We start from the raw sequence: 19,673 nt of genomic DNA, 5'->3' as shown, positions 1-19,673 counted from the left end.
CACAAGCTACTGATATCGACTAAACTAACAAGTAGTGACACCGGAGTGTGATGGTGGTTATACCATCGTCTAGGTTTACGTTTTCACGGCACATGATGGATAATGGCGGGGAGACAGAGAGACCCGACTCTTTATAATCTTTCAAGGAGCAAAGAATGCTTATTTTGACTCGTCGAGTTGGCGAAACCCTCATGATCGGCGATGAGGTAACGGTTACCGTATTAGGAGTGAAAGGCAACCAGGTGCGTATTGGTGTTAATGCGCCTAAAGAGGTTTCTGTCCACCGTGAAGAGATCTATCAGCGTATTCAGGCCGAAAAATCTCAACCGACGTCATATTGATTGACAATGCGTCTCGTGTTCGCGGGACGCAATTGTTATTTCCTGCATTTCCCCACACATTTATCGATTCATCTACTTTTACTATGCGCTTCTTGTCGCAAGGTAACCGCCTGTTTTTCTGTCGATAAAACAGACTTTTTGTTGTGAAAGTGTGCGTCTTGGATGCGAATTGCTCAAACGAGCGCAAGGTGGGAAAAATTGTTTGACTTATAAGTCTGGGAAAGTAATATGTGCGCCACGCAGTACCGGTGAGCACTAACAAGAAGTACTTAGTAGCGAAACAGGTAATGTAAGGTGAGGTGGCCGAGAGGCTGAAGGCGCTCCCCTGCTAAGGGAGTATGCGGTCAAAAGCTGCATCGAGGGTTCGAATCCCTCCCTCACCGCCATTTAATATGCATCCGTAGCTCAGCTGGATAGAGTACTCGGCTACGAACCGAGCGGTCGGAGGTTCGAATCCTCCCGGATGCACCATTAAAGACAGCCTTTGCAAGGCAAGTAGTGTTAGTGAAAGCAAGTTTTGTCGTAGATGAAGAATTAGTAATGCATCCGTAGCTCAGCTGGATAGAGTACTCGGCTACGAACCGAGCGGTCGGAGGTTCGAATCCTCCCGGATGCACCATATTTTGATATGGATAAGGTTGTTATCTTGCTCTTATAACCGATGTTCTTGGTTTGTAAGAACAAGGGAGGAAAACGTTGCTTTAGCAACGGCCCAAATGGCGAGGCGAAAGCCGAGTAATCCTCCCGGATGCACCATTCTTAAGTATCTCGTTTAATTGCTCACCCCTTATTTTTCTGCACCACACTCTGCATCCGTAGCTCAGCTGGATAGAGTACTCGGCTACGAACCGAGCGGTCGGAGGTTCGAATCCTCCCGGATGCACCATATTCTGATATAGTAAAAATATTTTCCTTACTCTTATAATGCACAGTCTTGGTTTGTAAGGACGAGGAAGGAAAACGTTGCTTTAGCAACGGCCCGCAGGGCGAGGCTAAGCCGAGTAATCCTCCCGGATGCACCATATTTCGATGTAAATAAATTATTATCTGTTCTTGTCTAGTTCCTAACTGAGATAGCTTCGCATAAGCGAAAGCATATACGATGCTTAATCAGACAATTCCCTCAGACGCACCATCTTTTTTACCACTCCTTCTCTGCCATGCTTTTTAGCGCTACAGCGACATTGCTCTCTTCCCTGCCAATTCAGACCGATATTTTTCTCAGCACGCTCGTGCATGAACTCTTATCTCTTCTCCTGCCTATATATTGAGATTGAACCTACGAATAAATGAAGGCGGCTTTACTCTTATGGTGGTAATAACCTGTTTTTTATAAGGTTATTGAGTAAGCGACAATGTTTTCACTTTACGATAAAGTAAGCTCTCTTTTCAGTGGTCATGGAGTCATGATGTACGATCGCTATCAAGGGCTGATCTTTGATATGGATGGCACCCTACTTGATACAGAGCCGACGCACCATAAAGCGTGGGATCTGGTTCTTGCCCGATATGGTATGAGTTATGATGCCAGTGCCATGACCGCATTGAACGGTTCGCCTACCTGGCGTATTGCGCAGCGTATTATCGACAGCCATCAGGCTGATATTGATGCTCACCAACTGGCCGCAGAAAAAACCGCCATTGTTGAGGAAATGCTGCTGGATACGGTGAAACCACTACCGCTGATTGATGTTGTTAAACATTATCGCGGGCGTCGTTCTATGGCGGTCGGCACGGGTAGCACGCATGGTATGGCTGACAGATTACTAATGCATTTGGGTCTGCATGATTATTTTGATGCGATCGTTGGGGCTGATGATGTCACGCAGCATAAGCCTTTCCCCGATACTTTTCTGCGTTGTGCGGCGTTGATTTCTGTCGCACCGGAACACTGTATCGTGTTTGAAGATGCTGACTACGGTGTTGAAGCCGCTAAGCGAGCCAATATGGCCGTGGTTGATGTCCGAACATTGTGAGTGAGTTCTGGGCCGTTTTTTCTCTTTTCTGGAGTAGCCTGCTCAGCGCAACATTGTTGCCCGGCAGTTCGGAAGTACTGCTGGTGACATTATTGCTGGCTGACAGCGCAAAACCCTATCTGTTGATCGCGGTAGCAACGGTAGGAAATACGCTGGGCGGGTTAACAAATATTTTTATAGGGCGCTTACTCCCTCAGCCAAAACAACAAGCTGGGCATAAGGTGGCCATGCGCTGGTTACAGCGCTATGGCTGCGCTGCATTGTTATTTAGTTGGGTGCCGGTAGTAGGCGATTTATTGTGCGTGTTAGCGGGTTGGTTACGTATGCCCTGGGTGAAATCGGCGTTTTTTATCGGAATTGGAAAAGCGCTGCGATATATCGTATTGGCAGGTATAACGTTACAGGGTATGGCGTGGTGGTCTTAGCCAGATTGCAATGCAAACTGGTGAGTGCCGCTGAGTTTCAATTATGCTTACAACCATTACATTTTAACAACGGGAGGTCGATTTGATCCCGGACATTTCAGAAGCACTTTCTTGGCTGGAAAAACACCCACTGGCGGTGAAAGGTATTCAGCGTGGAATTGAACGCGAAACATTGCGTGTAACAGCAAACGGAGATCTTGCTACGACAGGGCATCCTGAAATATTGGGCTCTGCGTTGGCACACCCGTGGATTACGACGGATTTTGCAGAAGCGTTGTTGGAATTCATTACGCCGGTCGACAAAGATGTCGATCACCTACTGACGTTCCTACGCGATATTCATCGTCACGTTTCTCGTAACCTGGGCGATGAACGGATGTGGCCATTGAGCATGCCGTGCTTTATCGACAGCGAGCAAAATATAGAGCTGGCGCAATATGGCTCTTCGAATGTCGGGCGCTTCAAAACGCTTTACCGCGAAGGGCTAAAAAACCGCTATGGCGCGTTGATGCAGACCATTTCCGGTGTGCATTATAACTTCTCTCTTCCGCTGTCATTCTGGCAGGCGCGAGAAGGCGTTGCTGACGCAGAAAGCGGGAAAAAGGCTATATCTGCGGGATACTTCAGACTGATTCGCAACTATTACCGCTTTGGCTGGGTGATCCCTTATCTGTTTGGTGCGTCTCCGGCGATCTGTTCGTCTTTCCTTAGAGGGCGAGAAACTGCACTGCCGTTTGAGCGTACGGAAAAAGGCATGCTTTACCTGCCTTATGCGACCTCTCTACGGCTCAGTGATTTAGGCTATACCAATAAGTCACAGAGCAATCTGGGGATTACGTTTAACGATCTGGATACCTATGTCGCCGCGTTAAAACGCGCGATAAAAACGCCGTCTGAGGAATATGCTCAGGTTGGTGTGAAGAAAGAGGGTCGTTATCTACAATTAAATACGAACGTCTTGCAGATTGAGAATGAGCTTTATGCGCCGATTCGTCCTAAGCGTGTGACGCGTGCAGGTGAAACGCCATCGGATGCCTTGCTGCGTGGCGGAATCGAATATATAGAAGTCCGCTCGCTGGATATCAACCCATTCTCTCCGACTGGGGTGAGTGAAAGTCAGGTGCGCTTCCTTGATTTATTCCTGATCTGGTGTGCGTTGGCGGATGCGCCGGAAATGAGCGCGGATGAGCTACTGTGTACACGTAAAAACTGGAATCGAGTGATCCTTGAGGGTCGTAAGCCAGGGCAAACTGTAGGTATGCGGTGTGAAACCATCCAACAGCCGATTGCCGAAGTGGGGAAATCCCTGTTTGCAGATTTACGTCGTGTTGCGGAAGTGCTGGACGCGGAAAACGATCAACCACACTACCAGCAGGTATGTGATGAGCTGCTCGTTGGTTTTGACGATCCTGAAACGACGTTCTCTGGTCGACTATTAACGTTGATGAAGCAAGAAGGCAATGGTAGCGTGGGTCTGAACTTAGCGGAGGAATACCGCCAAATGCTCAGTGGTGAACCATTGCAGGTGTTGACCGAAGAACAATTGGCAGCTGAGGGCGAGCGCTCTTGGCAGCGTCAACGTCAGATTGAGTCTGAAGATACGATGGGCTTTGACGATTATCTGGCGACGCAATAAAAAGAAAAGGCCACAGAAACTGTGGCCAAATAAACATCTCTAATAGGGATGATGATAATAAATGCGCGTCTTTCAGTAAGTCAGACTCGCATAAAAAGGAAAAGTTTCCCGGAAACGAGAAAAAATGAATTTTTTCTATGAGGAGGAGGCATTATGCCGTTACTAGATAGCTTTACCGTTGACCACACTCGTATGGCTGCACCCGCCGTTCGGGTTGCTAAAACCATGAAAACCCCTCATGGCGACAATATCACGGTATTTGACCTGCGTTTCTGTCGTCCGAACATCGAGGTCATGCCGGAGCGTGGCATTCATACTCTAGAACACCTGTTTGCCGGCTTCATGCGGGATCATTTAAACGGTGATGGCGTTGAAATTATCGATATTTCTCCGATGGGATGCCGTACTGGTTTCTACATGAGCCTGATCGGTACGCCGGATGAGCAGCGTGTTGCAGATTCCTGGAAAGCCGCGATGTCTGACGTCCTGAAAGTGACCGACCAGCGTAAAATCCCTGAGCTGAATGAATACCAGTGCGGCACCTATGATATGCATTCACTGGAGGAAGCACAGGAAATCGCCCAGCACATTGTGGATCATGATATCGGGATCAACCAAAATGACGATCTGGCGTTGCCGAAAGATAAACTGGCTGAGTTACATATCTAGTTTATTGGGTATGGGCAGGTAAAAGACCACCTCTAGAGAGGGGGTAACGCCTACAGTAAAAAAGAGAGCCGAAAGTTGGCTCTCTTTTTTATGCTCGTGAAGGGGGTTAGACCGCGAGAAAGTGCTGTATAACTCGGCTGCCAAAGTAGGAAAGTGTTAGCATCAGTGCACCAATTAAGCTAAACCAGACAACGCGCCGACCTCGCCAGCCTTCATGGTAATGCCCCCAGAGCAACAGAATATAGATGAACCAGGCAAACAGGGAGAATACAGCCTTGTGCAGGTTCTCTTTGTTATCGATGAGGTTGTCCATATAGAACAAGCCGGTACAGAGCGTCAGCGTGAGCAGGATGACGCCAATCTGCGTGATGTGAAACATCTTACGTTCAATGCTCATCAACGGCGGCATGTCAGCAGCAAACCCTAGCTTTTTGTTCTTGAGCAGATAATCAAGCCAGGCAAGCTGGAGCCCATAAAGTGCCGCAATCAGCAAGGTTGCATAGGAAAAAAGTGCCAGGCCGATATGGATCATCAAACCCGGTGACGCTTCCAGATGCGTAATAAATTCACTCGGCATGAAGCTGGCAAAGGCCAAATTGATCAGCGCAAAGGTATAGACGATAGGGAGAATAAACCAGCCGCGATCGCGGGCTGCGACAATCGTCATAACTGTACAGATGATGAGGCTGACAAGCGAACCGATATTCAACAGGCTAAGGTTTTGACCTGCCTGAACATCGAAAATGCGTTGATAGAGCGCCACTGCATGGCAGATTAGCGCAGCGCTGGCCGAGAGTATTGCCAGCCGACGATATGCACTGTTCTTGCGCAGCAGACTGGGGATAATCAGTCCGAGGCTGAGTGTGTAGGCGGCAAGCGCCACAATAGCGAAAACAGACATACAAATAGGTTATTAAATATCAACTAGGTAAAATAGATAATCAGTATAGCGTTAGTCGCCGTGGGTACCAACAGTTCTCCGTCAGCAGCGCTGAGATCGTTCTCGCTTTTGTGTATAATCTCTTCCATTCGTGTCGCGCTGGCGGCCTGTCTTACGTTGAGCATGAGATATGTTTGAAAATTTAACCGATCGACTCTCGCGCACATTGCGCAATATCAGCGGCCGCGGGCGGTTGACTGAAGAAAACATTAAAGAAACGCTGCGTGAAGTACGTATGGCATTGCTGGAAGCCGACGTAGCGTTACCTGTGGTGCGTGATTTTATCAATCGTGTAAAAGAACGTGCTGTTGGGCATGACGTCAACAAAAGCCTGACGCCGGGACAAGAGTTCGTCAAGATTGTTAAAAACGAACTTGTCAGCGCAATGGGCGAAATCAACGCCGAGCTGAACCTTGCTGCTCAGCCTCCAGCGGTTGTTCTGATGGCGGGTCTACAAGGTGCAGGTAAAACGACCAGCGTGGGCAAGCTGGGTAAATTTCTGCGTGAAAAGCAGAAGAAAAAAGTGCTGGTGGTTTCTGCTGACGTCTATCGCCCTGCGGCGATTAAACAGTTGGAAACGCTGGCACAGCAGGTGGGTGTCGATTTCTTCCCGTCAGATGCGCAGGAGAAGCCGCTTGCTATCGTAGAACGTGCGTTACAACACGCCAAGTTGAAATTCTACGATGTCCTGTTGGTCGATACCGCCGGCCGTCTCCACGTTGATGACGCGATGATGGACGAAATCAAGCAGGTTCATGCGGCGATTAAACCAGTTGAAACGCTGTTTGTGGTTGATGCCATGACGGGGCAGGATGCTGCGAATACGGCGAAAGCGTTTAATGAAGCACTACCGCTGACCGGTGTGATCCTCACCAAAGTTGATGGTGATGCCCGCGGCGGTGCGGCGTTATCTATCCGCCATATTACTGGCAAGCCGATTAAATTCCTTGGCGTCGGCGAAAAAACCGAAGCGTTGGAGCCGTTCTACCCCGATCGTATCGCATCACGCATTCTCGGCATGGGCGATGTGCTTTCACTGATTGAAGATATTGAAAGCAAGGTTGATCGTACACAGGCAGAGACGCTAGCGAAGAAGCTGAAGAAAGGCGATGGGTTTGATTTGACCGATTTCCTGGATCAGCTTAAGCAAATGCGCAACATGGGCGGCATGGCGAGCATGATGAGTAAAATGCCCGGCATGGGCCAACTGCCTGATAATGTTAAATCACAAATGGATGACAAGGTACTGGTACGTATGGAGGCGATCATTAATTCGATGACGATTCAGGAACGTGCTAAACCAGAGATCATCAAAGGCTCGCGTAAACGCCGTATCGCGCAGGGTTCAGGCATGCAGGTGCAGGACGTGAACCGTCTTCTGAAACAATTTGATGATATGCAGCGAATGATGAAGAAGATGAAAAACGGCGGTCTGGCGAAAATGATGCGCGGTATGAAAGGGATGATGCCACCTGGATTCCCGGGGCGTTAATCACTGAAATCGATGGTGCAGAGAAACTCTTGGCGAGATTATACGCTTTAGATTGCTTTTTGCGCCAAAATGAGTAAAATTTTCGGGCTTTTTATATGACATACTGGGCTCCGTTCCTCGATGGGGCCCGGTTGTTTTATTCACTAAAGAGGATGTTATGGTAACAATTCGTTTGGCACGTGGCGGCGCGAAAAAACGCCCCTTCTATCAAGTAGTCGTGACCGATAGCCGCAATGCGCGTGATGGTCGTTTCATCGAACGCGTAGGTTTCTTCAACCCAATCGCAACTGGTCAAGCAGAAGCACTGCGTTTGGATCTGGACCGTATCGAGCATTGGCTTGGTCTGGGTGCAACTGTGTCTGATCGCGTATCTTCGCTGATCAAAGACGCTAAAAAAGCAGCATAATCTGTTGCGGTGGTGATAATGAGCAATCAACTTAGCCCAAAACCTCCTGTTAACCCGATTGTGATGGGGAAAATTGGGTCGGCATATGGCATCCGAGGTTGGCTCAGAGTGTTTTCATCCACCGAAGATGCCGATAGCATTTTTGATTATCAACCTTGGTTCATCCAGAGTAAAAGCGGTTGGCAGCTTGTCGAGATTGAAGGCTGGAAGTATCACAATCAGGATCTGATCATCAAAGTGAAAGGTGCTGATGACCGTGATGCGGCTAATTTACTGACCAATTGTGAAATTGTCGTAGATTCGTCACAACTGCCCGATCTGGGCGTAGGTGATTATTACTGGAAAGATCTTATTGGCTGTCAGGTCGTGACCGTAACGGGTTATGAGTTGGGTAAAATCATCGACATGATGGAAACCGGCTCGAACGATGTGATGGTGATAAAGGCTAACCTGAAAGATGCCTTCGGGGTCAAGGAGCGACTGGTCCCGTTCCTCACCGAACAGGTTGTTAAGCGCGTCGACCTTTCTGCTCAAACTATTGAAGTAGATTGGGATCCTGGTTTTTGAACTCTGAATCGACCAGTAGTACCCAGCGGAACGAGACTATGTGGATTGGGGTGATTAGCCTGTTTCCAGAGATGTTCCGGGCAATTACTGATTTCGGAGTCACTGGCCGGGCAGTTAAAAATGGCCTGCTGAACGTACAGTATTGGAGTCCTCGCGATTTCACTTACGATCGGCATCGCACCGTGGACGACAGGCCTTATGGCGGCGGCCCCGGAATGCTGATGATGGTGCAACCTTTACGGGATGCGATCCACGCAGCAAAAGCAGCGGCAGGCGAAGGCGCGAGAGTGATTTATTTATCACCTCAGGGCCGTAAATTAGATCAGCAAGGCGTACGTCAACTCGCTACGAACCAGAAGATGATTCTGGTCTGTGGACGGTACGAAGGGATTGATGAGCGCGTAATTAAAACCGAGATCGATGAAGAATGGTCTATAGGGGATTACGTACTCAGCGGTGGGGAACTGCCAGCGATGACCCTGATTGACTCCGTCGCCCGCTTTATACCGGGCGTTCTGGGACATCAGGCTTCAGCAGAAGAAGATTCTTTTGCCGATGGATTGCTGGATTGTCCTCATTTCACTCGCCCTGAAATACTAGAAAGCATGGACGTTCCGGCAGTATTACTGTCTGGCAACCATGCGGAAATACGTCGCTGGCGATTGAAGCAGTCGCTTGGCCGAACCTGGCTTAGAAGACCTGAACTTCTGAAAAGCCTAGCTCTGACTGACGAGCAAACAAGGTTGCTGGCTGAATTCCAACGTGAATATCAGTCTGAGCAACAAGAGTATTAGGTGGTTACGCCAGTTTACTGTGCGAACCCAACTATCAGTTTACCTAGGGTAAGAGACATATTATGAGCAACATTATTAAACAAATCGAAGACGAACAAATGAAGCAGGACGTACCTGCATTTCGTCCGGGTGATTCCGTAGAAGTGAAGGTATGGGTTGTTGAAGGCAGCAAAAAACGTCTGCAGGCATTCGAGGGCGTGGTTATCGCTATTCGTAACCGCGGTCTGCATTCTGCATTCACTGTTCGCAAAATTTCTAACGGCGAAGGCGTGGAGCGTGTATTCCAGACTCACTCTCCAGTTATTGACAGCATCGCTGTTAAACGTCGTGGTGCCGTGCGTAAAGCCAAACTGTACTACCTGCGTGAGCGTACTGGTAAGTCTGCTCGTATCAAAGAGCGTCTTAGCTAAGATAGCGCTTTCGCAACATCCGAAAGTTGTTATGAATAAGGGTTTAGCCAAAGGCTAAGCCCTTTTTTTTCGCTTGATTGCAGTAAAAAGCCCACCATCTTGGTGGGCTTAGCTTTCCCTGGTGCCATCATTATTGTTTGAATTTCAGTATCATGATGACATTAGATGTGGTTATTTTATAAACGTTTATACAGATCAATTTTTCAATATTGATCGGTTATGACGATCAACGTATCGCGTTGGTGTCGATTTTCTACTCTGTTCAGAACGGCTTGTTAGCGATGACTGTTGGGTACATGTGCATACGATCGTTAATAAACTGAATATCTGTGAATCCTGCCAGCTCTAACTGCGACTGTGTTTGTTTGTGGGTACGAAATGCTGTCCATGTTGCGCCAATAATACGTGAGAAAAGTACATATTGAAGTGCTAGCAATTTCGGGTCAGAGTTTGTCCATGGGGAGTCTTGCGACTGCATTGGTGGAGGTGTCATAAAGCTGGTTATCAGTGTGCCTCCTGGCTTCAATCCAGAGTAGAACACGCGGTAAAGCTCGGTGACTTTGTCATCATCTTGCTCATAAACATTGAGTCCATTACTGGTAATCACATCGGCTTGTGCTGCTAAATCAATTGTCCAGGCATCAGCAAGAACTAACGATATCTGATTTTCTAACCCTTGCTGACTGGCAAGTTTGTAAGCTTCTTCCAGCGCTTGTTTATCCAGATCGATTCCGATTAATTTCACATCTCGATGCCGCGCATAGTCCAGTAGCAATAAATCTGCCATGACGCCGCAGGGAACGGATACCATGACGGCGTTGGGGCGTAAGAGCTCTTGAAGCAGGCGTTGGAAAATACCGAATCGTTCGCGTGTCGCCAAAACGCTGGGTAACTGCGTGTAGATGATTTCTTCGAGCGGGTTATCATAGTGATCTGGCTGATGTGCTATCACATTATGCGTCCAGTACGCATTTAACCCATGATGTTTTAGTAAAAACTGGCCTAGCTCAAGGTGGGAAAAGGCGTCCAGAAGCGCCAACTGTTCTTCTACGGAAATTCCAAGGTGATCGCCTGACTCGAGAATTTTGTTCTTTACCGCAGCGACCTGTTCATCATGGCTTTCCTTTGATGAGGCATCGTGTGACAAGAGTCTTGGGCTGTTATTCAGAGACAGGTTATGAGGCTTGTTTGAACCGGACATGTGAGCACTCCATAATATCAATCGCTATCAGGAATAATGGGATTAACTCGCTGTGATCTATGCTCTTTTGTTATCCCAGTATCAGGTTGTTAGTAACTTAAAGTGATTATTTGATGAGGCGATAATAGTTGCGAGGTATGTCTGGCGTATTTCTATGAGAGTACTAAAGTGAGTTGAATTGTTACCAGATGCGATGAGCCATAGCTTTCTGTCAGCTACGTTGCGTATTAGTATGGATCATCGTTATTCAGAAGGATGTTAAGGTAGATTCTGTTGCCAGTGGGTTCGCAGTGTCTCCGCCGCCTCTACGCCATCGCAGCTGGCGGGAAAATTTTTCCCTGCTTTCCCCCATTCTTCCATGTTATCTGCACGGCAAAAAGCCAATTGCCCAGCTTGATAACCACGCAGGTAGGTTTCACGCTCGACCTGTGGATTACCAAACCATTCCTGTAAGGTGCCGTCGTCTTTTACGACCATGCCAGAGGTCGCATCCTGATAGCCTGCTTCATACCAGAATCCTGACTCGTTTTTAGCCGGTAGCGACGGTGTGTTGCTTTGGCACGCTGTCATTAAAAGAATTACAGCCAAGACATAACTGTATTTCATCATCAAACCTTCAATATTTGCGGCCATTGGCCTGAATGAACATCGTTATCAGGCGATGCCCAGCTTTTCTTTCAGTAGCTTGAGGTAGCGACGACTGACGGGGATGTGTTTTCCCGTATGTGTCAGCACTTCTGCTGCGCCGTTCTCCATGAGCTGGATTTCTTTCAGTTGCTCCGTGTTAACCATATATTGACGATGGCAACGGACAAAAGGCGTTTTCTCTTCCAGCGTTTTCAGTGAAAGTTGAGTGTAGCCAGACTGGCTGACGCCCACTACGTGCACGCCACTGAGTTCCGAACAAAGATACTCGACTTCCTCAATCTTGAGCAAAAAAATACGATTGTGTCCGTTACAGGGAATATGGCGAAGCAAGGGTTCTGAAATTACCTGTACGTTTTTATTTACACTCGTGCCGCGACGTAAACGATTTAGCGTTTTGCTTAGCCGCTTTGCATCCAGTGGTTTAAGTAAATAGTCAAAAGCATGTTCTTCAAATGCTCTCACCGCGTACTCATCATAGGCTGTCACGAAGACGACGTATGGCATATTTTCTGGATTCAACATGGCAACCAACTCTAATCCGCTGACCTTTGGCATCTGTATATCCAGGAAAATCACATCCGGTTGCAGTCTGTGAATGGCCGGTATTGCCTCCAGCGCATTGCTGCACTGTGCAATGATGGTGATATCAGATTCATTTTCCAATAGCAGGCTGAGCTCTTCGCGTGCCAGCTGTTCGTCATCGATGATTATGGCTTTCAGCATCCTTCCCCCTTGTTGGCTGATTCTACCACTATTCATGTCAGGGATTAGCATGGTTGCGTTGGGAAGTTATAAGGCATGCATATATCTTTTTTCTGGCAATATTTAGGGTGGTAATTTTTTATTTACACCAAGTGGATTGAAATCTTTACGGTTCATGTTATGGTGTAAACATCACGCGTAGATAGGTTGTACAGACAGTAGGTTGTATAGACGATCGCGAACATACCGAACTTTTCAGGAATGGGATCATGCAAAAAGATTCGCTTAATAATATTAATATCAGTGCAGAACAGGTTTTGATTACTCCCGATGAATTGAAAGCCAAGTTTCCGCTTAACGACGTGGAGCAACGCGACATTGCGCAAGCGAGAGCGACCATTGCGGACATCATTCATGGCCGTGATGACCGGTTATTGATCGTCTGCGGACCTTGCTCTATTCATGATATAGATGCAGCGCTGGAATATGCGCGCCGCTTGCAGTCGCTTGCCGCTGAATTGAACGATCGTCTCTACATTGTGATGCGCGTTTATTTTGAAAAGCCACGTACAACAGTGGGTTGGAAAGGGCTCATCAACGATCCATTCATGGATGGTTCATTTGATGTGGAATCTGGGTTGCACATCGCTCGTGGGCTGCTTCTGCAACTGGTGAATATGGGGCTGCCGCTGGCGACAGAAGCGCTTGATCCGAACAGTCCGCAGTACCTGGGCGATCTATTTAGCTGGTCAGCTATCGGCGCACGTACGACTGAATCACAAACGCACCGTGAGATGGCTTCTGGCCTGTCGATGCCTGTTGGGTTCAAAAACGGAACGGATGGCAGTCTGGGAACGGCGATCAATGCGATGAGAGCTGCCGCGATGCCACATCGCTTCGTCGGTATCAATCAAACTGGGCAAGTTTGTCTGCTGCAAACGCAGGGGAATGGTGATGGCCATGTGATTCTGCGCGGTGGTAAAACCCCAAACTACAGTGCACAGGATGTCGCCGAATGTGAAAAACAGATGCAGGAAGCAGGACTGAGACCTGCGCTGATGATAGATTGTAGCCACGGTAATTCGAATAAAGACTACCGCCGTCAGCCACTGGTTGTTGAATCTGCGATTGAACAAATCAAGGCGGGAAATCGTTCGATTATAGGACTGATGCTGGAAAGCCACCTTAACGAGGGGAGCCAGTCTTCAGAACAACCACGTTCAGATATGCGCTACGGTGTATCAGTCACGGATGCTTGTATCAGTTGGGAAAGTACAGAAACGTTGCTGCGTTCCGTTCATCAAGATCTGAGTGCCGCACGTGTGAAACATTCAGGAGAGTAATAAGATATGGTAGCTGAACTGACCGCATTACGTGATCAGATAGATGAGGTAGATAAGGAGCTTGTCGCGCTCTTATCACGTCGGTTGCGTTTGGTGGCGGAAGTGGGTGAAGTGAAAAGCCGCTATGGTTTGCCCATTTATGCGCCCGATCGTGAAGCGGCCATGCTCAGCTCACGTCGTAACGAGGCGGCGTCGATGGGGGTTCCACCGGATCTTATTGAAGATATCCTGCGGCGCACCATGCGCGAATCCTATTCCAGCGAAAACGACAAAGGTTTTAAAACGCTGTGTCCACAATTGCGTCCGGTCGTCATCATTGGTGGCCGTGGTCAAATGGGCAATTTGTTTGAGAAGATGCTGACGCTATCGGGATATCAGGTGAGGATCCTGGAGCAAGATGACTGGCCGCGCGCTGATGAGCTGTTGTCTGATGCAGGTATGGTGATTGTCAGCGTGCCGATTCACGTTACCGAACAGGTTATTGCCAGTCTGCCTATCTTGCCGGATGACTGTATTCTGGTCGATCTGGCATCGGTAAAAAATGGCCCGCTTCAGGCGATGCTGGCGGCGCATAATGGTCCGGTACTCGGTTTGCACCCTATGTTTGGGCCAGACAGCGGCAGCCTTGCCAAACAGGTTGTCGTTTATTGCGATGGCCGACAGCCGGAGGCCTATCAGTGGTTACTGGAACAGATTCAGGTATGGGGCGCGCGTCTGCATCGCATTAGCGCAGTTGAACACGATCAGAACATGATGTTCATTCAAGCGCTGCGCCACTTCGCTACATTTGCCTATGGCCTGCATTTAGCGGAAGAGAATGTGCAGCTTGAACAGCTATTAGCACTGTCATCGCCAATCTATCGATTGGAATTGATCATGGTTGGTAGGTTGTTTGCGCAGGATCCGCAGCTTTATGCCGACATTATTATGTCTTCAGAGGATAATTTGGCGTTGATTAAGCGTTACTACAAACGTTTTGGCGAAGCCATTGAGTTACTGGAGCAAACAGATAAAGCGGAATTTATTAGCAGCTTCAAAAAAGTTGAACACTGGTTCGGCGATTATGCCAAGCGTTTTCAGGCGGAGAGCCGAGTGCTTTTACGTCAGGCAAACGACATTCGCCAATAAGTACGTTTGAGCGTTGAACTACATTTGTTCTTTGAGTCGTGCTTGAGAGGCCATCCTGATATTTATCAGGATGGCTTTTTCAATTATTCGTTCACATCGACTATTCGTTTACATCAACAGGTACGACGTTTTCACTGGGGTAGCAGCCTAACACTTTTAACGAGCGGGTAATGGGCGCTAATCCTTTTAGTGCTTTCTGCATGGCATCGCCGCGCAGATTGGCCTGCACATCAAGATAGAACATCTCTTCCCACGGGTTGCCGTTGATCGGTCTGGATTCGAGCTTGGTCATGACAATGCCGTTATCACGCAATACCAACAGTGCTTCCACCAGTGCACCTGATTGTTGGCCTGTTGCCATAATCAATGTGGTTTTCGCAGGTACTTGCTCGGTCACATCAATCGGTTTACGCGCTAATACAATAAAGCGTGTGATGTTTTGCGATTGATTTGCCAGATTGTGTTCCAGCATTTGAAGTTGATAAAGTTGACCACCGGCTTCGCTGCCAAGTGCCGCTGCTTTTGGTGAGTTGAGCGCCGCGACTTTTTCCATCGCAGCAGCGGTGCTCTCACAATATTCAATCTTCCAGTGCGGAAAACGATTGATGAAATGGCTGCACTGCTGGAATGGCTGAGGATGGCTATAAACCGTTTCGATTTGTGCCAATGACGTATCGGTGGCTACGAGGACGCAGTGATTTATCGGGTTGGTTAATTCGCCGACGATGGATAAACTCGTGTGTTGCAGCAGATCGTAAACGTCGTTGATCGAACCGGAGCTGGTGTTTTCAATGGGGAGAACGGCATAGTCAGCTTGCCCTGTTTCCACCATGTTGAAAATATCCTGAAATTTCTGGCAACCGCACTCAATAAATTGCTCGAAATGCCGCGCGCTATATTGGCGGGCTGCGAGATGGGAATAAGACCCTTTCGGACCGAGAAATGCAACGCGGGCAGAGTGCGATGTTGTTTGGTTGAGGTGATGCTGTAAGAGTGCCTGCTGCGTCAGTACCGAATCTTCAATGATGAGTTGAAATAAGCGAGTGATGTAGTGACCATCAAGATGATGTTTTTTCCCTGCTGCTGTCAGCTTGTCCAGCAAATCACGTTCACGCTCTTTGTCACGGATTGGGCGATGCGAATGCAACTTGCTGCGGGCAACGCCCAACGCGAGTTCTCGCCTTTGTGCCAACAGTTCAATTAATTGCAGATCCAATGCGCTGATGCGTTCTCGCAGTACCAGTAATGGGTTGTCTGTCATGATGCTATTACCTGTCTTATGTTCTTATATAAAAAAAGCCTCCTTGTCAGGAGGCTTTTTTGTTCGTCTTCGTATTCTTGCTCTTACGACGAATCGCCTCCCAAATCAGGGGAAGGTGAAAAAGAATACGAAGAAAAACGGTTTATTTATCATGTTTACTCGGTTAGTCAGAAAAATATCCAGATTCTGAACAGGTAAGGTAACTGTTGGCTTTTCATCCTGTCAATACAAAATCGCCGAGCGCAATTTTAAACCATGTATAACATTGGCTCTTTAGGTCGTGGATTCCGATGGTTGGCATACAAAAACGCGCCCTCAGGCGCGTTATATTGAGATGAAGAGAGTGGAGATTACTCTTCTTCTTGCGTCGGTTGTAGATTAGCTTCTTTAACACCAGCTACCGCGCGTCTGGCTTCACCTTTGTGTTGGAGTTTGTCCAACTGGCGTTCGAGCTTGGTAATTAACTCATTGATGGCTGCATACATATCGTCATGTTTGGCGCTGGCAACCAGTGGACCATTTGGCGTACTGATCGTGGCATCAGCCACAAAACCCTGTGGTTCCTTTGACAGAATAATATGTGGGTTAATCAGCTGGGTTTGCCACTTATCCAGCTTAGAAAGACGGTCTTCGACATGTTGACGAATTGCGGGGGTGATATCCATTTGCTTACTGGTAATATTAATAGTCATATAAACTTACCTCTCTGCCTATGTCCGTCTTGGATAATTTCAGCATACAGCGAGTTGTGGCAAAAAGCGTGAGATTGATCGCTTTTTTTCGTCACTTTTTGTCAAGAAAACGCGATTTGTGAGGCACCATCGGGAATGGAAGGGAAGTACTTGAGGGGCCATCTGGCCTGTGCCATTATTGATAGGATGTATTGACGTTACCGCGCTGTTGTTGACTCCCACCAAACTTGTTTTTTCTGTTCATCGAAGCATAACGAATTGATCGAACCATAAAAAAACGGCAACCGAAGCTGCCGTCTTATTAATGAGTGCCATTTACCGTTTATGCTGGGTTAGCGGCAATCACTTTTGCGACTTTGTCCGCCTGTGCGGCCAGTTGCAGTTCACGGTAGGCGCTTTCCATCAACGGCAGGGCATTTTTTGTTGCCTGGGTATCTGGATAATCACGCAGCATTTGCTCAACGCGATTAACTACTGCCACATAAGCGCCGCGTTTCGTGTAGTATTGCGCGACAGAAAGTTCATATTTGGCCAGACGCTCTTTTAGGTAAACCAAACGCTTGTTTGCGTCGGTGGCGTATTGACTGTTCGGATATCCCTGAATGAGCTTGCTGAAATCCCGGAATGCGGTGCGGGCATACTGCGGATCGCGATCGGAACGATCGACGCCGAAGAAGCCTTGTAGCGCGCTATCATCCAGCGCCATGTCGGTAAGGCCGCGCATGTACAGGACATAATCCACGTTTGGATGGGTCGGGTTGAGTCGCAGGAAGCGATCAATAGAAGCTTGGGCCAATGGCAGCTCTGCGGATTTGTAATAGGCGTAAATCAAATCCAACTGTACTTGCTGCGAATAGGGACCAAAGGGATACCGGTTATCCAGTGCTTCCAACTGCGTGATGGCTGCTTTAAAGTTGCCGTCCTGCAGTTTTTGTTGAGCATTGGCATAGATTTCAGATGGCGGACTATCAGGAACCGCATCTTTGGAATTGCTGGAGCAACCAGCCAGCGCCAGGCTCAACGTGGCGGCAGCCACCAGATATTTCATACGCGTCATGACGTTTTGATTATCCTCAGAATGTTATTCCGGGAAGCTGTCCGTTAAGCTCCCGATTTAGACCAGCTACAATAGTACATTATTTTAAACGGCGTCGCCGTCAAAACCCAACGTTAACGAAGAAGCTGCATAATATGGCACAACAAGTACAACTCACCGCAACGGTGGCCGAATCTCAACTCGGACAACGTTTAGATCAGGCTTTGGCCGAATTGTTCCCTGATTATTCACGATCCCGCATAAAAGAGTGGATTCTTGATAATCGGGTACAGATTAACGGCAATGTCATCAATAAGCCAAAAGAGAAAGTACTTGGCGGCGAATCGGTAGCCATTGATGCATTGATTGAAGAAGAAGCACGCTGGGAAGCACAGGATATCAAGCTGGATATTGTGTATGAAGATCAGGACATTCTGGTCATCAACAAACCCAGAGATTTAGTCGTTCACCCCGGTGCTGGTAACCCAGATGGCACGGTATTGAATGCCTTGTTACATTACTATCCTGAGATTGTCGATGTGCCCCGCGCAGGGATTGTGCATCGGCTTGATAAAGATACCACTGGGCTCATGGTGGTTGCGAAAACCGTACCGGCACAGACGCGTTTAGTCGAAGCATTGCAGGCGCGCGAAATTACCCGTGAGTATGAGGCTGTTGCGATTGGTTCGATGACTGCAGGTGGCATGGTCGAGCAACCTATCGCCCGTCACGCAACCAAGCGTACTCACATGGCGGTGCACCCGATGGGCAAGCCTGCCGTGACGCACTATCGCATTATGGAGCACTTCCGTGCGCATACCCGTTTGCGGTTGCGTCTGGAAACGGGGCGCACCCATCAGATTCGTGTGCATATGTCGCATATTGACCATCCGTTGGTTGGCGATCAGTTATACGGTGGTCGTCCTCGTCCGCCAAAAGGTGCGTCGGATGATTTCATTGAGATGTTGCGTGGGTTTGATCGTCAGGCACTGCACGCTACCATGTTACGCTTCTACCATCCTATTACCGGAATCCAAATGGAATGGCATGCGGCACTACCTCAGGATATGGTCGATTTGATTGATGCGTTGAAAGCCGATACCGCGGCGTTTCAGGACCAACTAAACTGGTAATGCATTCAATACGATAAGTGCTGACTATAGAGGTGACGGACTATGCTGATATACCCCGACTGGCCTTTGCCAGAAAGTGTGAAGTCTTGCAGTACGACGCGCATTGGCGGGCATAGTACGTCACCTTATGATTCGCTGAATTTGGGAAATCATGTGGGTGACGAGTCCGAACTAGTCAGCGCAAACAGGCAAACGCTGGTGGCGATGGCCGATCTTCCTGCTATGCCGCACTGGTTGGAACAGGTTCATGGTACCGATGTTATTCGCATTGGCGGAGTACTTCCATCGTCCGTTTGCGGTGATGCCGCTTATACAGATAAGAAAGGCCAGGTCTGTGCGGTGATGACGGCTGACTGTTTGCCTGTGCTTTTTTGTGCAACCAACGGCGATGAAGTGGCTGCTGCACATGCTGGCTGGCGGGGATTGCACTCCGGGGTGTTGGAAGAAACGTTAGCCTGTTTCCGAGCGAAACCTACGCAAATTATGGCATGGCTAGGACCCGCTATCGGGCCTGATGCTTTTGAAGTCGGCCCAGAAGTTAGGGACGCGTTTATTCAGCATAATGCGTCGGCGGCCTCTGCATTTAGGCCTGAAGGAAACAAATTTTTTGCCGATATCTACCAACTGGCAATTTTACGTTTACGCGCCGCAGGGATAACGCAAATTTTTGGTGGAAATTCCTGTACTGTGAGCGAGCCTCACAAATTTTTCTCTTATCGGCGTGATGGCGTGACTGGCCGTATGGCAAGTTTAATCTGGCTGATATAACCTATTGAATTAAGGCGATCCAAGATAAGTAACATTTAAATCCCGTCACGACTGGCAAAATAACCTTGAAATTTTTGAGGGATGACCTCATTTAATCTCCAGTAG

21 protein-coding genes, 4 tRNA genes and 1 pseudogene are annotated in these 19,673 nt (G+C 48.2%); 19 read left to right on the top strand and 7 right to left on the bottom strand.

Annotated features, from left to right (window positions below):
• Positions 1–155 precede the first annotated feature (155 nt).
• From csrA to DCX48_07835, 9 genes are all read left to right on the top strand, one after another.
• Positions 156–341: a carbon storage regulator gene (gene csrA, locus DCX48_07875; GenBank protein QXE14433.1), complete on the top strand. Its 186-nt coding sequence runs from the start codon at positions 156–158 to the stop codon at positions 339–341.
• A 293-nt stretch (positions 342–634) separates the two neighbouring features.
• A tRNA-Ser gene (locus DCX48_07870) sits at positions 635–727 on the top strand.
• Positions 728–735: 8 nt separating this feature from the next.
• Positions 736–812 (top strand) — tRNA-Arg (locus DCX48_07865).
• A gap of 71 nt (positions 813–883) precedes the next feature.
• Positions 884–960: transfer RNA gene (locus DCX48_07860), tRNA-Arg, on the top strand.
• Positions 961–1,150: 190 nt separating this feature from the next.
• Positions 1,151–1,227 (top strand) — tRNA-Arg (locus DCX48_07855).
• 523 nt (positions 1,228–1,750) lie between these two features.
• Positions 1,751–2,317, top strand: coding sequence for a fructose-1-phosphate/6-phosphogluconate phosphatase (gene yqaB, locus DCX48_07850; GenBank protein ID QXE17181.1), 567 nt, complete (start codon positions 1,751–1,753; stop codon positions 2,315–2,317).
• On the top strand, positions 2,314–2,742 hold the full coding sequence (locus DCX48_07845; protein QXE14432.1) for a DedA family protein: 429 nt from the start codon (positions 2,314–2,316) through the stop codon (positions 2,740–2,742). Before yqaB ends, DCX48_07845 begins: the two co-directional genes overlap by 4 nt.
• Before the next feature lie 82 nt (positions 2,743–2,824).
• Positions 2,825–4,378 (top strand): glutamate--cysteine ligase, encoded by a 1,554-nt coding sequence (locus DCX48_07840; GenBank protein QXE14431.1) that lies wholly within the window; start codon positions 2,825–2,827, stop codon positions 4,376–4,378.
• Positions 4,379–4,531: 153 nt separating this feature from the next.
• Positions 4,532–5,047, top strand: a complete 516-nt coding sequence (locus DCX48_07835; GenBank protein QXE14430.1) for an S-ribosylhomocysteine lyase — start codon at positions 4,532–4,534, stop codon at positions 5,045–5,047.
• A 106-nt stretch (positions 5,048–5,153) separates the two neighbouring features.
• Here DCX48_07835 and DCX48_07830 read toward each other — a convergent pair whose 3' ends face one another.
• Positions 5,154–5,948, bottom strand: coding sequence for an inner membrane protein YpjD (locus DCX48_07830; GenBank protein ID QXE14429.1), 795 nt, complete (start codon positions 5,946–5,948; stop codon positions 5,154–5,156).
• A gap of 169 nt (positions 5,949–6,117) precedes the next feature.
• Here DCX48_07830 and DCX48_07825 point away from each other — a divergent pair, with 169 nt between their 5' ends.
• The 5 genes from DCX48_07825 (at position 6,118) to rplS (ending at position 9,656) form a co-directional block, all read left to right on the top strand.
• Positions 6,118–7,479 (top strand): signal recognition particle protein, encoded by a 1,362-nt coding sequence (locus DCX48_07825; protein QXE14428.1) that lies wholly within the window; start codon positions 6,118–6,120, stop codon positions 7,477–7,479.
• Positions 7,480–7,636: 157 nt separating this feature from the next.
• A complete protein-coding gene (locus tag DCX48_07820) occupies positions 7,637–7,885 on the top strand; it encodes a 30S ribosomal protein S16 (GenBank protein QXE14427.1) in 249 nt (82 codons plus the stop codon).
• 18 nt (positions 7,886–7,903) lie between these two features.
• Positions 7,904–8,452 (top strand): ribosome maturation factor RimM, encoded by a 549-nt coding sequence (rimM, locus tag DCX48_07815; protein QXE14426.1) that lies wholly within the window; start codon positions 7,904–7,906, stop codon positions 8,450–8,452.
• 38 nt (positions 8,453–8,490) lie between these two features.
• The gene (gene trmD, locus DCX48_07810) at positions 8,491–9,246 is read left to right on the top strand and encodes a tRNA (guanosine(37)-N1)-methyltransferase TrmD (GenBank protein QXE14425.1); all 756 of its coding nucleotides are present in this window, start codon (positions 8,491–8,493) and stop codon (positions 9,244–9,246) included.
• 62 nt (positions 9,247–9,308) lie between these two features.
• The gene (rplS, locus tag DCX48_07805; GenBank protein ID QXE14424.1) at positions 9,309–9,656 is read left to right on the top strand and encodes a 50S ribosomal protein L19; all 348 of its coding nucleotides are present in this window, start codon (positions 9,309–9,311) and stop codon (positions 9,654–9,656) included.
• Positions 9,657–9,918: 262 nt separating this feature from the next.
• On the opposite strand, the gene DCX48_07800 is transcribed toward rplS, so the two are convergent.
• From DCX48_07800 to yehT, 3 genes are all read right to left on the bottom strand, one after another.
• Positions 9,919–10,857: a class I SAM-dependent methyltransferase gene (locus tag DCX48_07800; protein ID QXE14423.1), complete on the bottom strand. Its 939-nt coding sequence runs from the start codon at positions 10,855–10,857 to the stop codon at positions 9,919–9,921.
• 258 nt (positions 10,858–11,115) lie between these two features.
• Positions 11,116–11,463 carry a DUF2799 domain-containing protein gene (locus DCX48_07795; GenBank protein ID QXE17180.1) on the bottom strand — a complete coding sequence of 116 codons (348 nt, stop codon included), beginning with the start codon at positions 11,461–11,463 and terminating at the stop codon, positions 11,116–11,118.
• 48 nt (positions 11,464–11,511) lie between these two features.
• On the bottom strand, positions 11,512–12,228 hold the full coding sequence (yehT, locus tag DCX48_07790; GenBank protein ID QXE14422.1) for a two-component system response regulator BtsR: 717 nt from the start codon (positions 12,226–12,228) through the stop codon (positions 11,512–11,514).
• 248 nt (positions 12,229–12,476) lie between these two features.
• On the opposite strand from yehT, the gene DCX48_07785 reads away from it, so the two are divergent.
• Both DCX48_07785 and tyrA read left to right on the top strand, forming a co-directional pair.
• Positions 12,477–13,550: a 3-deoxy-7-phosphoheptulonate synthase gene (locus tag DCX48_07785; protein ID QXE14421.1), complete on the top strand. Its 1,074-nt coding sequence runs from the start codon at positions 12,477–12,479 to the stop codon at positions 13,548–13,550.
• Between the two features lie 6 nt (positions 13,551–13,556).
• Positions 13,557–14,678, top strand: coding sequence for a bifunctional chorismate mutase/prephenate dehydrogenase (gene tyrA, locus DCX48_07780; GenBank protein ID QXE14420.1), 1,122 nt, complete (start codon positions 13,557–13,559; stop codon positions 14,676–14,678).
• 100 nt (positions 14,679–14,778) lie between these two features.
• Here the strand turns inward: tyrA and pheA are convergent, their stop codons facing one another.
• The 3 genes from pheA to bamD form a co-directional block, all read right to left on the bottom strand.
• On the bottom strand, positions 14,779–15,939 hold the full coding sequence (gene pheA / locus DCX48_07775) for a bifunctional chorismate mutase/prephenate dehydratase (GenBank protein ID QXE14419.1): 1,161 nt from the start codon (positions 15,937–15,939) through the stop codon (positions 14,779–14,781).
• A gap of 350 nt (positions 15,940–16,289) precedes the next feature.
• Entirely contained in the window at positions 16,290–16,631 is a 342-nt protein-coding gene (gene raiA / locus DCX48_07770; GenBank protein QXE14418.1) for a ribosome-associated translation inhibitor RaiA, read from the bottom strand.
• Between the two features lie 322 nt (positions 16,632–16,953).
• Complete coding sequence (gene bamD / locus DCX48_07765; protein QXE14417.1) at positions 16,954–17,688, bottom strand: outer membrane protein assembly factor BamD; 735 nt, start codon at positions 17,686–17,688, stop codon at positions 16,954–16,956.
• A gap of 26 nt (positions 17,689–17,714) precedes the next feature.
• Between bamD and DCX48_07760 the strand changes: the two are divergent.
• From DCX48_07760 to pgeF, 3 genes and pseudogenes are all read left to right on the top strand, one after another.
• Positions 17,715–17,911: pseudogene (locus tag DCX48_07760) on the top strand (hypothetical protein).
• The gene (gene rluD, locus DCX48_07755) at positions 17,823–18,800 is read left to right on the top strand and encodes a 23S rRNA pseudouridine(1911/1915/1917) synthase RluD (protein ID QXE14416.1); all 978 of its coding nucleotides are present in this window, start codon (positions 17,823–17,825) and stop codon (positions 18,798–18,800) included. The pseudogene DCX48_07760 and the gene rluD overlap by 89 nt, the downstream one beginning before the upstream one ends.
• Before the next feature lie 42 nt (positions 18,801–18,842).
• A complete protein-coding gene (gene pgeF / locus DCX48_07750; GenBank protein ID QXE14415.1) occupies positions 18,843–19,568 on the top strand; it encodes a polyphenol oxidase in 726 nt (241 codons plus the stop codon).
• Positions 19,569–19,673: the final 105 nt, after the last annotated feature.

This window comes from Pectobacterium atrosepticum (genome assembly GCA_019056595.1).
Classification (GTDB): Bacteria; Pseudomonadota; Gammaproteobacteria; order Enterobacterales; family Enterobacteriaceae; genus Pectobacterium; species Pectobacterium atrosepticum.
Note: the sequence above shows the minus strand (reverse complement) of the source record. Positions and strands in the feature narration are given on the sequence as shown.

Bases quoted from the DNA above. Each gene is read 5' to 3' on its own strand.
- DCX48_07820 (QXE14427.1), top strand. From the start codon at position 7,637: ATGGTAACAATTCGTTTGGCACGTGGCGGCGCGAAAAAACGCCCCTTC.
- rimM (QXE14426.1), top strand. From the start codon at position 7,904: ATGAGCAATCAACTTAGCCCAAAACCTCCTGTTAACCCGATTGTGATG.
- tyrA (QXE14420.1), top strand. From the start codon at position 13,557: ATGGTAGCTGAACTGACCGCATTACGTGATCAGATAGATGAGGTAGAT.
- pheA (QXE14419.1), bottom strand. From the start codon at position 15,939: ATGACAGACAACCCATTACTGGTACTGCGAGAACGCATCAGCGCATTG.
- DCX48_07785 (QXE14421.1), top strand. From the start codon at position 12,477: ATGCAAAAAGATTCGCTTAATAATATTAATATCAGTGCAGAACAGGTT.
- DCX48_07835 (QXE14430.1), top strand. From the start codon at position 4,532: ATGCCGTTACTAGATAGCTTTACCGTTGACCACACTCGTATGGCTGCA.
- bamD (QXE14417.1), bottom strand. From the start codon at position 17,688: ATGACGCGTATGAAATATCTGGTGGCTGCCGCCACGTTGAGCCTGGCG.
- rplS (QXE14424.1), top strand. From the start codon at position 9,309: ATGAGCAACATTATTAAACAAATCGAAGACGAACAAATGAAGCAGGAC.
- trmD (QXE14425.1), top strand. From the start codon at position 8,491: ATGTGGATTGGGGTGATTAGCCTGTTTCCAGAGATGTTCCGGGCAATT.
- DCX48_07795 (QXE17180.1), bottom strand. From the start codon at position 11,463: ATGAAATACAGTTATGTCTTGGCTGTAATTCTTTTAATGACAGCGTGC.
- rluD (QXE14416.1), top strand. From the start codon at position 17,823: ATGGCACAACAAGTACAACTCACCGCAACGGTGGCCGAATCTCAACTC.
- DCX48_07825 (QXE14428.1), top strand. From the start codon at position 6,118: ATGTTTGAAAATTTAACCGATCGACTCTCGCGCACATTGCGCAATATC.
- DCX48_07800 (QXE14423.1), bottom strand. From the start codon at position 10,857: ATGTCCGGTTCAAACAAGCCTCATAACCTGTCTCTGAATAACAGCCCA.
- csrA (QXE14433.1), top strand. From the start codon at position 156: ATGCTTATTTTGACTCGTCGAGTTGGCGAAACCCTCATGATCGGCGAT.
- yqaB (QXE17181.1), top strand. From the start codon at position 1,751: ATGTACGATCGCTATCAAGGGCTGATCTTTGATATGGATGGCACCCTA.
- raiA (QXE14418.1), bottom strand. From the start codon at position 16,631: ATGACTATTAATATTACCAGTAAGCAAATGGATATCACCCCCGCAATT.
- pgeF (QXE14415.1), top strand. From the start codon at position 18,843: ATGCTGATATACCCCGACTGGCCTTTGCCAGAAAGTGTGAAGTCTTGC.
- DCX48_07830 (QXE14429.1), bottom strand. From the start codon at position 5,948: ATGTCTGTTTTCGCTATTGTGGCGCTTGCCGCCTACACACTCAGCCTC.
- yehT (QXE14422.1), bottom strand. From the start codon at position 12,228: ATGCTGAAAGCCATAATCATCGATGACGAACAGCTGGCACGCGAAGAG.